Below are 11,916 nucleotides of genomic sequence, written 5' to 3' on the forward strand. Positions count from 1 at the left end.
TTTCTTGGTCTGTCCCGCAAGGTCTTCAATGGTCCGCCAGGGTGGATTCGGGGCGCTCGAGCACGCTGTAGCCGCGCCGCCAGTGGATGCGCGCCACCTGCACCGAGCGCCAGGCCATCGCGGCGAAGCCGAACAGGCAGAGGCCGTAGACGATGTTCATCGGCAGGTCGACGATGGTCATGCGCGTGCGGCCGCCGATCTTGAGCATCATCTGCACCGTCATCACCACCGCACCGGCGAAGAAGGCGAAGCGGACCAGGTCGACCGCCTTCGACATCCACAGGCCCATCGCCCTGGGCATGTGGCGGTAGAAGAAGTCGACCTGGATCTGGTTGTTCTTCGAGACGCCGATCGCCGCGCCGATGAAGACCACGCCGATCAGCATGTAGCGCGCGACCTCCTCGGTCCAGGCGGCGGAGTCGTTCATCACGTAGCGCGTGACGAACTGGTAGAACACCGTGAGGCCGAGCAGCCAGAACAGCGCCAGCGCGATCCAGCCCTCGGCGATGGTGTCGGAGAGGTCGACCACTTCGTCCTCGGCATGGAAGTGGCCTTCGTCGTCGATGATCTTCTGCTCGGTCATCGGTGCGCCTTACTTGATCGCGAGGATGCGGTCGTAGTCCTGCTGGCGGTAGCCGTGGTCGGTCGGCTTGGTGTTCTTGAGCACCGCCTCGCGGAAGGCGTTCTTGTCGACCGTGATGACGTTGTTGCCCTTCTTCTTGAACTCGTCGGTGAGGCGGATCTCCGAGGCGATGATCTCCCGGCCGGTCTTCTCGGCGGCCTCCTGCATGACCTCGGTGAAGACCTTCTTCTCGTCGGCCGAGAGCTTCTCCCAGGTCTGGCCCGAGACCACCGTGAGCAGCGAGTCGATGATGTGGCCGGTCAGCGAGATGTTCTTCTGCACCTCGAAGAACTTCTTGGCCTCGATCGTGGGCAGCGGATTCTCTTGCGCATCGACAGTGCCGTTCTGCAGCGCCAGGTAGACCTCGGCGAAGGCGATCGGCGTCGCGTTGGCGCCCAGCGATTTCGGGAAGGCCAGGTAGGCCGGCGCGTCGGGCACGCGGATCTTCAGGCCCTTCATGTCTTCCGGCTTCGCCACCGGCTTGGCCGCGGTCGAAGTCACCTGGCGCGCGCCGTAGTAGTTGAGCGCCGTGATGTGGTTGCCGCTCTTGTCGTCGTAGCCCTTGGCGAGTTCCTTGAAGACGTCGCTCTGCGCGTACTTCAGCAGGTGCTCGGAATCGCGGAAGATGAACGGGAAGTAGGTGACGGCGAGCGGCTTGTAGGTGTTGCCCGCGAAGCTCGCGCCGGTCAGGATGATGTCGACCGTGCCCAGGGTCAGGCCCTGGTTGATGTCCGATTCCTTGCCCAGGCTGGAGGCCGGGAAGACCTGGATCTCGTACTTGCCGCTGGTCCGCTTCTTGATCTCCTCGGCGGCCCAGACCGCGTACTTGTGGAAGGGCTCGGAGGTCTCGTAGACGTGGGCCCACTTGAGCTTGGTCTGGGCCTGGGCGAGGCCGAAGCCGCCGAGCGCGCCGGCCGCGATGGCGCAGGCCGCGAAGGTCTTGAGGGCGAGGCGTTTGCTGGTCATCGATGTGTCTCCGTTGTGGTGGGAAAGGAAGCGCCGACTTGGCTGGGATCAGGAGGCCTTCGCGCGGCGCCAGCTCGCGCTGAATCTCTGGTGCGACTTGTCCATGTGCGCGTGCATCGCGCGGCGGGCGGCGTCGGCGTCGCGGGCGGCGATGGCGTCGCGGATGGCCTCGTGTTCGGCGATCGCGCTGCGCCAGGACTTGACGGTCTCGAAGTAGCCGCCGAGCCGCGTGAAGATCGGCCCGTTGCGCGAATCCCAGAAGCCCTGCACGGTCTCCGACAGCACCACGTTGCCGCAGGCATCGACGATCGCGAGGTGGAAGGCCCGGTCGCCCTCGAGCGGCATCACGTTGCGGTCGGCCATCTCGCGCATGGTCTCGATCGCGCGCGACATCGCATCGACGTCGCGGCGCTTGGCCGACGTGGCGGCCAATGCCGCGGTCTCGCCCTCGACCACGCGGCGCGCGCGGATCAGCTCGAGCGGGCCCCATTCGGCCGCCGCCACGGGCGCCGCGGTCCGGTGCGAGCGGTCGAGCACGTAGACGCCCGAACCGGTGCGTACCTCGACCCAGCCCTCGACCTCGAGCGCGATCAGGGCTTCGCGCACCGAAGGCCGGCTGACGCCGAGCTGCTTGGCCAGATCGCGCTCGGCCGGCAGCCGCGCGCCGACCGCGAACTCGCCCCGGGCGATCAGCGCGCGCAGCTGGTCGGCGATCTGCCGATAGAGGCGCTGGGGCTCGACGGTTTGCAGCGGCACGTGGGGTTTCGAAGGGAGGGGTTTAAGGGTTGTCCTGAATTGGACAAGTGGTAAGGCCAATTCAGAATACGATCCGCCCTGGAGCCGGGCCATCGGGCGAAACCCTGAAGCCGGCGCGGCCCCGCGGCATCACCATCGCCACCAGCTTCGAGAACAGGACATCCCATGAGACTCCAGGGCAAGACCGCGCTCGTCACCGCGGCCGGACAGGGCATCGGCCACGCCAGCGTGCTCGCACTCGCGGCCGAGGGCGCGCAGGTGTGGGCCACCGACGTCAACGAGAAATTGCTCGAGCGCTTTGCCGGCGTCGCCAACGTCAGGACCGCGAAGCTCGACGTGCTCGACAAGGCCGCCATCGCTGCGCTGGTGAAGACGCTGCCGACGCTCGACGTGCTCTTCAACTGCGCCGGCGTGGTGCACAACGGCAGCGTGCTCGACGCTGCCGACGCCGACCTCGAGTTCGCCTTCAAGCTCAATGTGCGGGCCCAGTTCTGGACCATCCAGGCAGTGCTGCCGGGCATGCTCGCGGCCGGCCGCGGCAGCATCATCAACATGGCGAGCGTCTGCTCCAGCATGAAGGGCCTGCCGAACCGCTTCGTCTACGGCACCACCAAGGCGGCGGTGCTCGGCCTCACCAAGAGCGTCGCCGCCGACTACGTGACCCAGGGCATCCGCTGCAATGCGGTGTGCCCCGGCACGGTCGACACGCCTTCGCTCGGCGAGCGCATCAACGCCAATGCCGACCCCGAGGAGGCGCGCCGCGCCTTCATCGCGCGCCAGCCGATGGGCCGGCTCGCGCGGGCCGAGGAGATCGCCCCGGTGGTGGTGTTCCTGGCCAGCGACGAGTCCGTCTTCGCGACCGGCCAGGCCTTCACGGTCGACGGCGGCATCATGATATGAACCAGCTCGACTTCAACGGCCGCCATGCGGTCGTCACCGGCGGCGCCACCGGCCTCGGCTTCGGCATCGCCAAGCGGCTGCTGGCCTCGGGCGGCAGCGTCACGCTGTGGGACCGCGACGCCGAGGCCGCCACCAAGGCGGCCTGGGCGCTGGGTGCCAAGGCCTATGCGCTGACGGTCGACGTCACGCAGCAGCCCTCGGTGGCCAAGGCTGTGGCGGCCACGCTGGCGCAGGCCGGACGCATCGATGCGCTGGTCAACAGCGCCGGCGTCACGGGGCCTAACACGCGGCTGTGGGACTACCCGGTCGACGCCTGGCGCCAGGTCATGGAGGTCAACCTCACGGGCCTCTTCATCTGCTGCCGCGAGGTCGTCGGCCCGATGCGCACCCAGGGCTGGGGCCGGATCGTCAACATCGCGTCGGTTGCGGGCAAGGAAGGCAATCCCAACGCCAGCGCCTACAGCGCGAGCAAGGCCGGCGTGATCGCGCTGACCAAGTCGCTCGGCAAGGAACTCGCCGACACCGGCATCCGCGTCAACTGCGTGACGCCGGCAGCGGTCAAGACCGCGATCTTCGACCAGATGACGCCCGATCACATCGCCTTCATGCTGTCGAAGATCCCGATGGGGCGTTTCGGCACGGTGGAGGAAGTGGCCGCGATGGTGGCCTGGCTTTGCACCGAAGATTGCTCTTTTTCCACCGGCGCGACCTTCGACCTGTCGGGCGGTCGCTCCACTTGCTGATTCCACAAGAAAGGACTTTCATGAAACTCGTTCGCTATGGCAACCCCGGAAAGGAGAAGCCCGGGCTCGTCGATGCCGAAGGCCAGCTGCGCGACCTGAGCGCGGTGGTCGGCGACATCGGCCCCGACCAGCTCGGCGATGCCGCGCTGGCCAAGCTGCGCAAGCTCAAGGTCGACAAGCTGCCGCTGGTGCGAGGCAAGCCGCGCTACGGCTGCCCGGTGGCCAAGGTCGGCAAGTTCATCGCCATCGGCCTCAACTACGCCGACCATGCCGCGGAATCCGGCATGCCGATCCCGAAGGAGCCGGTGGTGTTCACCAAGGCCGTCAGCTGCATCCAGGGGCCGAACGATCCCGTCATGCTGCCCAAGGGCTCGGTCAAGGGCGACTGGGAGGTCGAGCTCGGCGTGGTGATCGGCACCCGCGCGCGCTGGGTCTCGCAGAAGGATGCGCTCGACTACGTCGCGGGCTTCTGCGTCATCAACGACGTCAGCGAACGCGAGTGGCAGCTCGAGCGCGGCCTGACCTGGGACAAGGGCAAGGGCTTCGACACCTTCGGCCCGATCGGACCCTGGCTGGTCACGCGCGACGAAGTGCCCAACCCGCAGAAGCTCGCGATGTGGCTCGACCTCAACGGCAAGCGGGTGCAGACCGGCAACACCAGGACGATGATCTTCAACGTCGCCAAGCTGGTGAGCTACGTCAGCCAGCTCAACACGCTGGAGCCGGGCGACATCATCACCACCGGCACCCCACCGGGCGTCGGCATGGGCATGAAGCCGCAGCCGGTGTTCCTGAAGAAGGGTGACGTGATGACGCTCGGCATCGAAGGACTCGGCGAACAGCGCCAGGAAGTGGTGCCGTTCAAAATCTGAGGATGAACGGGAGGTGGCTCAGTCCACCTTGATCCCGGCCGCCTTGACCACCTGCTGCGCCTTGGCGGTCTCGTCGGCCAGGAACTTGTCGAACTCCGCCGACGCCATCGTGAACGGCTCGGCGCCGAGTTTGTCGAGGCGCTCCTTGAGATCGGGCGCCGCCATGATCTTCGCGACCTCGGCCTGCAGCCGGTCGACGATCGGCTTCGGCGTCTTGGCCGGCGCGAACAGGCCGACCCAGAACAGGTACTCGGAGCCGGGCACGCCGGCCTCGACCGTCGTCGGCACCTGCGGCATGACGGAGGAGCGCTTGCTGGTGCCGACCGCCAGCGCCTTGAGCCGCCCGTCCTTGATCAGCGGCAGCGCCGACACCATCGGCGCGAAGAACCAGTCGACCCGCCCGCCCATCACCTCGGTCATGGCTTCCGGCGTGCCGCGGAAGGGCACATGCTGGGCCTGCAGGCTGGCGGCGAGGCGGAACACCTCGGCATTCATGTGGGTCGCCGAGCCGTTGCCCGCCGACGCGTAGTTGAAGCTGCCGGGCTTGGCCTTGACTTGCGCGACCAGGTCCTTCACGTCGGCGAAGCGGTTGGGAGGGGCGACCAGCACGTTGGGCAGGCTGGCCAGCGGCGTGACGCCGGCGAAGTCCTTCCGCGTGTCGTACGTGAGGCCCGGATAGATCGACGGGTTCACCAGGTGCCCCGCCGAATGGATCAGCAGCGTGTAGCCGTCGGGCGCCGCCTTGGCGACCTGGGCGGCGCCCAGCGTGCCGCCGGCGCCGGGCTTGTTGTCGATGATGACGCTGGTGCCGAGCGCGGGCCCGAGCCGCTCGGCCACCAGCCGGGCCACGATGTCGGTGCCGCTGCCGGCCGTGAACGGCACCACCATCCGGATCGTCTGGCCGCGCGGCCAGTCGCCCTGTGCCTGGGCGGCCGGGAATGCGCACAGGGCGATGGCGGCCGCGAGCAGCTGGCGCCGGCCGAGGAAGGATGTCGTCATGGATTTGTCTCCGTTGGAATGGTGTGTATTGAGGAACGACGAAAGGCGCGAAAGGCTCAGCCAGGCGCAGCGTTGGCCATGACCAGCGCCACCAGCACGGGTCGCTGGCTGCGGTTCAGCAACTGCCGCTTCTCGCCCGGCGCGAAGCGGCAGCTGTCGTAGGGGCCGAGCTCCTGCTCGTCCTGCTGGCCGTCGAGCTCGGAGACCACGGTCAGGCGGCCCTCGAGCACCAAGTACAGCTTCTCGATCGGCGAGCCGTCGAGCGTGGTGTGGCCGCCCGGCAGGATCTGGCTCATGCCCATCCACATCTGCGTCGACGGCCCGGCCTCCTTGCCCTGCAGGCGCAGGCAGTGCATGTCGAAATGGTTCGGCGCCTCGTAGGCCGGCGCCTGGTCGAATCGGGTCAGGTGCATCGCGGCGTCTCCTCAGGGCCGCAGCACGACGCGGTCGGTGCTGCCGGACAGCACCAGCCGGTAGGCTTCGAGCGCCTGGTCGAGCGTGAAGGCGCGCGCCACCGGAAAGGGCTTCAGCGTGCCGCGCTCGAAGCCTTCGCGCATCGCATCGAGCTGCGCGGTCGCGGCGACGCAGTCCATCGCCAGCGAATCGATGCCGACGTAGGTGTGCATGCCGCGGTAGAAGGCGAAGATGTCGAAAGGCACCGCGCGGTCCTGGGTCGAGATCAGGATCTGCGTCGCGCCCTTGCCCATCGCCTTGTTGGCAGCCTCGAAGTAGGCGCTGCCCACCGTGTTGTAGGCGATGTCGACGCCGCGTCCGTGGGTCAGTTCGCGCACCCGCTCGCCGACCTCGCCGTGGGTGGCGTCGACCACGTCGACCGACGCACAGGCGAAGCCCTCGAAGGGGCCCGCGCGCCGCTGCACCGCGATCACGCGCGCGCCGGCCTGGGCCGCCAGCTGCACCGCCGCCTGGCCGACCTTGCCGTTGGCGCCGAGCACCAGCACGGTCTGTCCGGGCTGCGGCATGCCGCAGCGGCGGAAGCCCTCGTAGGCCGTGACGAAGGGAACGCCGACCGCGCCCGATTCGTCCATCGAGATGCTGCGTGGCCGGTCGCGCAGGGCCGCCACCGGCAGCACCAGGAAGCGCGCGTGCGAGCCGTCGCGCGTGATGCCGATGTCGCCGCCGGAGCCGTAGACCTCGCGCCCGATCCATTCGCTCGGGCCGTCGACCACCACGCCGGCGAAGTCGCGCCCGGGTGTGCGCGGCCACGCGGCCTGGGGCATCAGGCCGAGGGCGGCCTTGACGTCGCTCGGGTTGACCGCCGCGGCGCCGACCCGGACCACCGCGAAGCCGGGCTTGGCAATGGGTTCGGGCTGCGCCGCGGCTTCGAGCTGCAGTCCGGCAAGGTCCGCAGCCTTTTGGGCGAGTCTCAAGGCGCGGGCGCTCTCGTTGACAGTCACCGCGTTCATGCCCGGCCTCCTTCCAGTCCCAGCATCGCGCGCGCCTCGCGCGCCGAAGCCACCTCGCCGCCGAGGCTGACGAGGATGTCCTTCGCCCTCGCCACCAGCTGCGCATTGCTTTCGGCCAGCACGCCGCGGTCCAGGTAGATGTTGTCTTCCATGCCGACGCGCACGTGGCCGCCCATGAGCCAGGCCTGGGCGACGATCGGGAACTCCATGCGGCCGATGCCGAAGGCGCTCCAGAAGGCGCCGCGCGGCAGCATGTTGCGGGCATAGAGCAGCGTCTCGGGCGTCGGCGCGAAGCCGTACTTCACGCCGAGGACGAAGGTCCACATCGCCGGCCCCTCGAGCGTGCCGTCGGCGATCAGGTCGAGCGCCAGGTTGACGTCGCCGGAGTCGAAGATCTCGAGCTCGGGCTTGACACCCGCTTCGCGGATCACCCGGGCCATGCGGCGCACGTTCTTCGGCGTGTTGATGACCACGTCGGGCCCGGAGTTCATCGTGTTGAGGTCGAGCGAGCAGACGTCGGGCCGGATCAGCGCGATGTGCTCGACCCGCTTCTCGGGCGGCAGCAGCGTGCTGCCCGGCGCGGCGACCTTCGGGTCGTCCTCGCTCGGCACGAAGCGGCCGCCCGGGCCGGTGGTCAGGTTGATGATGAGCTCGCGGTTGCGGCGCCGGATGCGGTCGACGACGTCGCGGTAGAGCTCGACCTCCATCGACGGCTTGCCGGTCTCGGGGTCGCGCACATGGATGTGCACCTGGCCGGCGCCGGCCTCGGCCGCGGCCAGGCATTCGTCGGCGATCTGCGCCGGCGTGATCGGCAGGTGCGGCGTCTGCTCGGGCTTCACGAGGTTGCCCGTGACGGCGCAGGTGATCAAGGTCTTTGCGTTCACAGGTGGCGCCCTCCATCGACCACGATGCGGGTGCCGGTCACGAAGCGCAGCGTGGTGGTCAGCGCCTCGATGGTGGCGGCCACGTCCTCGGGCCGGCCGATGCGGCCCAGCGGCGTGGTGGCGGCCATCTTGTCGGCGAACTCGGCGCCGCGACCGGGAACGAATCCCGATTCGACGGCGCCCGGCGACACCGAGACCACGCGCACCGCCGGTGCCAGGGCCTTGGCGAGCGCATCGCCGACGACGTCGAGGCCGGCCTTGGCGGCGACGTAGGCCAGGTTGCTGCCGACGCCGGTGAAGCCCGCGATCGACGAGACATTGACCACCAGCCCGTCGCCGCTGGCCTTGAGCATCGGCGCGAAGGCGCGGATGGTGGCGAACACGCCGCGGAAATTGGCGCGCAGCAGTTCGTCGATCAGCTCGTCGGTCAGCGCGTCGAGGTCGGCGGCGGGTACCGGCCGCGTGTGGCCGGCGCTGTTGACCAGGATGTCGCAGCGGCCGTAGGCGGCCTGCACGTCGGAGGCGGCCTGCTGCAGGCTGGGCGTGTCGACGATGTCGGCACGCAGGGCCGCATGGCGCTGGCCGGCGCCGCCGGGCAAGGCCGCGGCACGCGCGTCGGCGTCCTCGGCCTTGCGATGCAGCAGCACGCAGCTCGCGCCGAGCGCGGCGAGCCGGCGCGCAGTTGCATAGCCGATGGCGCCGAGGCCACCGGTGATGACGGCGACCTTGCCGTCCAGTCGGGGTGTGGGATCAAAACTCATGGGCTTTCCAGGGGTGAGGACTTGTCGAGCGGTGTGCTCAGGGAATCGGTGCGCGCGGGAACTTCATCTCGCCGGGCTCCAGCACGAAGTCGTACTGCAGCGTCGCGCTCTGCCCGCCGTGCGGCGGCTCGAAGCGGCCGATGAGCCGGCGGGTCACGCCGAAGACCGGATCGCTTTCGAGGTTCACGTCGTCGTCGGCGAAGACCTGCGTGACGAGCACCTTGTGGCCCGGCCTGCTCACCATGAAATGCAGGTGCGCGGGACGATTGGGATGCCGCAGCTGGGCGCGCAGCAGGTCGCCGCAGGGGCCGTCGGTCGGCACCGGATAGCCGGCCGGACGCACGCTGCGGAAATGGAAGCGGCCCTCGGCATCGGTCTTGAAGCGGCCGCGCAGGTTCATGTCCTCCTGCGCGGGGTCCTGGTTCTCGTAGAGGCCGACCGGCGAGGCCTGCCAGACGTCGAGGGTCGCGTCCGCCACCGGCCGGCCCTTGTCGTCGCGCACTGTGCCGGCGACCTCGAGCGGAACGCCCGGCGTGTCGGAGCGCGCGATGGTCTCGCCGCAGTCGCAGATCGGCGCATTCGCGCGCCAGAACGGGCCCAGCAGCGCGGCCGGCGACTCGCCCTGCGGGTCCTGGTTGTTGAGCAGGGCGACCAGGGTCGACACGCCCAGCAGGTCGGCGGCCAGCACCACCTCGTTCTTCTTCTCGCCGCTGGCCTGGCCGATGGCGACCAGGAACTCGAGCGCGCGCTCGAATTCGTCCTCGGTCAGTTCGACCTCCCGCACGAAGGCATGCAGGTGGCGGGTGAGGGCGGCCATCACGCTGCGCAAGCGCGGGTCGGGGGTGCGCTCCATCGCCTGGAGGGCGATCTGGAGCACCGAATCGGGGGTAGTGACGAAGTTCATGGGGTGGTCGCCTTTATGCAAACGTTTGCAGATTATTTCCCAATATCGTCGGAAAGTAAAATCCCCATATCCACTTCGTCTTCGTGGAAAATCACAAAATCCCCGGCCTGACGTATTCAATCGATTGCATTCATGAAGCCCCAGACCGCGTCCACCGTCACCATCCGCGATGTCGCGCAGGCCGCCGGCGTGCATGTGTCCACGGTCTCGCGCGCGCTCAACCCGGACAAGCGCGGCCTGATCAGCGCCGAGGTGCTCAAGGTGGTCGAGGAGGCGGCGCGCAAGCTCGGCTACCGGCCCAATCGCGCGGCCTCGGCGCTGCGAACCGGGCGCACCCACACCATCGGCGTGCTGGTGCCCGACATCACCAACCCGGTCTTCCCGCCGATCCTCCAGGGCATCGAGGCCAGCGCGGCGGCGCGCGGCTACTTCGTCTTCGTCACCAACGTCGTCGACCCCACGCTGGCACGCCCGATCGTCGAGCGCATGCTGGCGCAGGGGGTCGACGGCCTGGTGCTCGCGATCGCCACGCGCGACGACCCGCTGGTCGACTACATCGCCAAGGCCGGCATGCAGGCGGTGCTGGTCAACCGCGCCGACGAGAGCGGGCGCCTGCCCGCGGTGGTCAGCGACGACCGGCTGGCGATGAAGCTCGCGGTCGACCACCTGGTGTCGCTTGGCCACCGCCGCATCGCGCACCTGGCCGGCCCGCAGAACGTGCCCACTGGCGTCGGCCGTCGCCAGGGTGTCGAGCAGGCGCTGCGCGACCGCGGACTCGAACTGGCCTGCGTGGAGGAATGCGAAGGCTACAGCCGCGAGGCGGGCCGGGTCGCGATGGAGAAGCTGCTCGAAGGCCACGAGCGTCCGCAGGCCGTGGTCTGCTGCAACGACCTCGTGGCCCTCGGCGCCTACGACGTGCTGCGCGCGCGTGGCATCCGGGTGCCGCAGGACATCTCGATCACCGGCCACAACGACATGCCGCTGGTCGACATGGTCAACCCGCCGCTCACCACGATCCGCCTGCCGCACCGCGAGCTCGGCTGGCGCGCGGCCGAGATGCTGTTCGACGGCATCGAGGGCCGGGCGCTGTCGAGCTTCACCGTGGTGCTGCGGCCCGAGCTGGTGGTGCGCGAATCGACGCGGGATGTGGCCGGCGAGCACAACTAACACGCTCCGACGAACTCGCGGGTGGCGCCGGGCAGCGCCGATGGGACAAGCTTCGACCCGCCTTCAAATGTCCCATTGACAGAACAATAGAAGTGCCCAACCATCGCGGGCATGTCGCAGATGCCCTTGCCGAAATACCACCAGATCTATCTGGTGCTGCGCGAGCAACTCGAAGAAGGGCGCTTCGCCGATGGCCTGCCGGGCGAGCTGGCGCTGATGGCGCAGTTCGGCGTGGCCCGCGTCACGATCCGGCGCGCGCTCGGCCAGCTGTCTGCCGAAGGCCTGATCTCACGCAACCCCGGCCGGCGCACGCGCCCCGTTCCACCGGCACCGAGCGCCGAGCCACGCGCGGGTGACGGCATGGCGCGCGCCAATCTGCGCGGCCTGCTCGAGAACCTGGTGACCATGGGCCTGCACACCTCGGTCAAGGTGATCGAGGTGGCAACGATCTCCGCCTCGCCCCAGGTCGCCGAGGCGCTGCAGCTGAAGCTCGGCGACGCGGTGCAGAAGGCGGTGCGCGTGCGCTCGACGCGCGAGGGGCCGCTGTCGCACATCACGACCTACGTGCCGAACGACATCGCGCGCAAGTTCGGCCGCCGCGAACTCGCGAAGAAGCCGATCCTGGTGCTGCTCGAAGAGTCGGGCGTCAAGGTCGGCCGCGCGCACCAGACCCTCTCGGCGCGCCTGGCCGACAACGTGCTCGCGGAGCACCTCGAAGTCTCGGTCGGCTCGGCCCTGCTGGCCGTGCGCCGCCTCATCTACGACGAAGCCGAACGCCCGGTGCAGTGGCTGCACGGCTTCTACCGGCCCGACCGCTACACCTACGAGATGCAACTGTCGCGCGTCGGCAGCATCGACGCCAAGGTGTGGGTCAGCAAAGACGTGTCAGCCCAGTTCAACTGAAGAAAAAGGAAAGCA

General features: G+C 68.8%; 14 protein-coding genes. 5 read left to right on the forward strand and 9 right to left on the reverse strand.

Annotated elements, in window-relative coordinates; all coding sequences use genetic code 11:
- Nucleotides 1-25: 25 nt before the first annotated feature.
- The 3 genes from AC1DYD_RS01890 to AC1DYD_RS01900 are packed head-to-tail and all read right to left on the reverse strand — an operon-like array spanning nt 26 to nt 2,344.
- Complete coding sequence (locus tag AC1DYD_RS01890) at nt 26-583, reverse strand: TRAP transporter small permease (protein ID WP_478171039.1); 558 nt, start codon at nt 581-583, stop codon at nt 26-28.
- A 9-nt stretch (nt 584-592) separates the two neighbouring features.
- Nucleotides 593-1,588 (reverse strand): sialic acid TRAP transporter substrate-binding protein SiaP, encoded by a 996-nt coding sequence (locus tag AC1DYD_RS01895; protein ID WP_478171040.1) that lies wholly within the window; start codon nt 1,586-1,588, stop codon nt 593-595.
- A gap of 48 nt (nt 1,589-1,636) precedes the next feature.
- Complete coding sequence (locus AC1DYD_RS01900; RefSeq protein ID WP_478171041.1) at nt 1,637-2,344, reverse strand: FadR/GntR family transcriptional regulator; 708 nt, start codon at nt 2,342-2,344, stop codon at nt 1,637-1,639.
- Between the two features lie 165 nt (nt 2,345-2,509).
- On the opposite strand from AC1DYD_RS01900, the gene AC1DYD_RS01905 reads away from it, so the two are divergent.
- From AC1DYD_RS01905 to AC1DYD_RS01915, 3 genes are read left to right on the forward strand one after another with little or no spacing between them, the layout of a single operon-like run.
- The gene (locus tag AC1DYD_RS01905) at nt 2,510-3,244 is read left to right on the forward strand and encodes an SDR family oxidoreductase (RefSeq protein ID WP_478171042.1); all 735 of its coding nucleotides are present in this window, start codon (nt 2,510-2,512) and stop codon (nt 3,242-3,244) included.
- On the forward strand, nt 3,241-3,987 hold the full coding sequence (locus AC1DYD_RS01910; protein WP_478171043.1) for an SDR family NAD(P)-dependent oxidoreductase: 747 nt from the start codon (nt 3,241-3,243) through the stop codon (nt 3,985-3,987). The genes AC1DYD_RS01905 and AC1DYD_RS01910 overlap by 4 nt, the downstream gene beginning before the upstream one ends.
- Nucleotides 3,988-4,007: 20 nt before the next feature.
- Nucleotides 4,008-4,859, forward strand: a complete 852-nt coding sequence (locus tag AC1DYD_RS01915; protein WP_478171044.1) for a fumarylacetoacetate hydrolase family protein — start codon at nt 4,008-4,010, stop codon at nt 4,857-4,859.
- An 18-nt stretch (nt 4,860-4,877) separates the two neighbouring features.
- On the opposite strand, the gene AC1DYD_RS01920 is transcribed toward AC1DYD_RS01915, so the two are convergent.
- The 6 genes from AC1DYD_RS01920 to AC1DYD_RS01945 are packed head-to-tail and all read right to left on the reverse strand — an operon-like array spanning nt 4,878 to nt 9,831.
- A complete protein-coding gene (locus tag AC1DYD_RS01920; RefSeq protein ID WP_478171045.1) occupies nt 4,878-5,858 on the reverse strand; it encodes a tripartite tricarboxylate transporter substrate binding protein in 981 nt (326 codons plus the stop codon).
- 56 nt (nt 5,859-5,914) lie between these two features.
- Nucleotides 5,915-6,271, reverse strand: coding sequence for a cupin domain-containing protein (locus AC1DYD_RS01925; RefSeq protein ID WP_478171046.1), 357 nt, complete (start codon nt 6,269-6,271; stop codon nt 5,915-5,917).
- Nucleotides 6,272-6,283: 12 nt separating this feature from the next.
- Nucleotides 6,284-7,282, reverse strand: a complete 999-nt coding sequence (locus AC1DYD_RS01930; RefSeq protein ID WP_478171047.1) for a quinone oxidoreductase family protein — start codon at nt 7,280-7,282, stop codon at nt 6,284-6,286.
- Nucleotides 7,279-8,166 (reverse strand): beta-keto acid cleavage family enzyme, encoded by an 888-nt coding sequence (locus AC1DYD_RS01935; RefSeq protein WP_478171048.1) that lies wholly within the window; start codon nt 8,164-8,166, stop codon nt 7,279-7,281. Before AC1DYD_RS01935 ends, AC1DYD_RS01930 begins: the two co-directional genes overlap by 4 nt.
- Nucleotides 8,163-8,927 (reverse strand): SDR family NAD(P)-dependent oxidoreductase, encoded by a 765-nt coding sequence (locus AC1DYD_RS01940; RefSeq protein ID WP_478171049.1) that lies wholly within the window; start codon nt 8,925-8,927, stop codon nt 8,163-8,165. Before AC1DYD_RS01940 ends, AC1DYD_RS01935 begins: the two co-directional genes overlap by 4 nt.
- A gap of 37 nt (nt 8,928-8,964) precedes the next feature.
- Nucleotides 8,965-9,831, reverse strand: a complete 867-nt coding sequence (locus tag AC1DYD_RS01945; RefSeq protein WP_478171050.1) for a dioxygenase family protein — start codon at nt 9,829-9,831, stop codon at nt 8,965-8,967.
- 132 nt (nt 9,832-9,963) lie between these two features.
- Here AC1DYD_RS01945 and AC1DYD_RS01950 point away from each other — a divergent pair, with 132 nt between their 5' ends.
- Nucleotides 9,964-10,998 carry a LacI family DNA-binding transcriptional regulator gene (locus AC1DYD_RS01950; RefSeq protein ID WP_478171051.1) on the forward strand — a complete coding sequence of 345 codons (1,035 nt, stop codon included), beginning with the start codon at nt 9,964-9,966 and terminating at the stop codon, nt 10,996-10,998.
- A 120-nt stretch (nt 10,999-11,118) separates the two neighbouring features.
- Nucleotides 11,119-11,901 (forward strand): GntR family transcriptional regulator, encoded by a 783-nt coding sequence (locus AC1DYD_RS01955; RefSeq protein WP_478171100.1) that lies wholly within the window; start codon nt 11,119-11,121, stop codon nt 11,899-11,901.
- The last annotated feature ends 15 nt before the right edge of the window (nt 11,902-11,916 follow it).

It is taken from the genome of Variovorax sp. P4_B11, assembly GCF_056402355.1.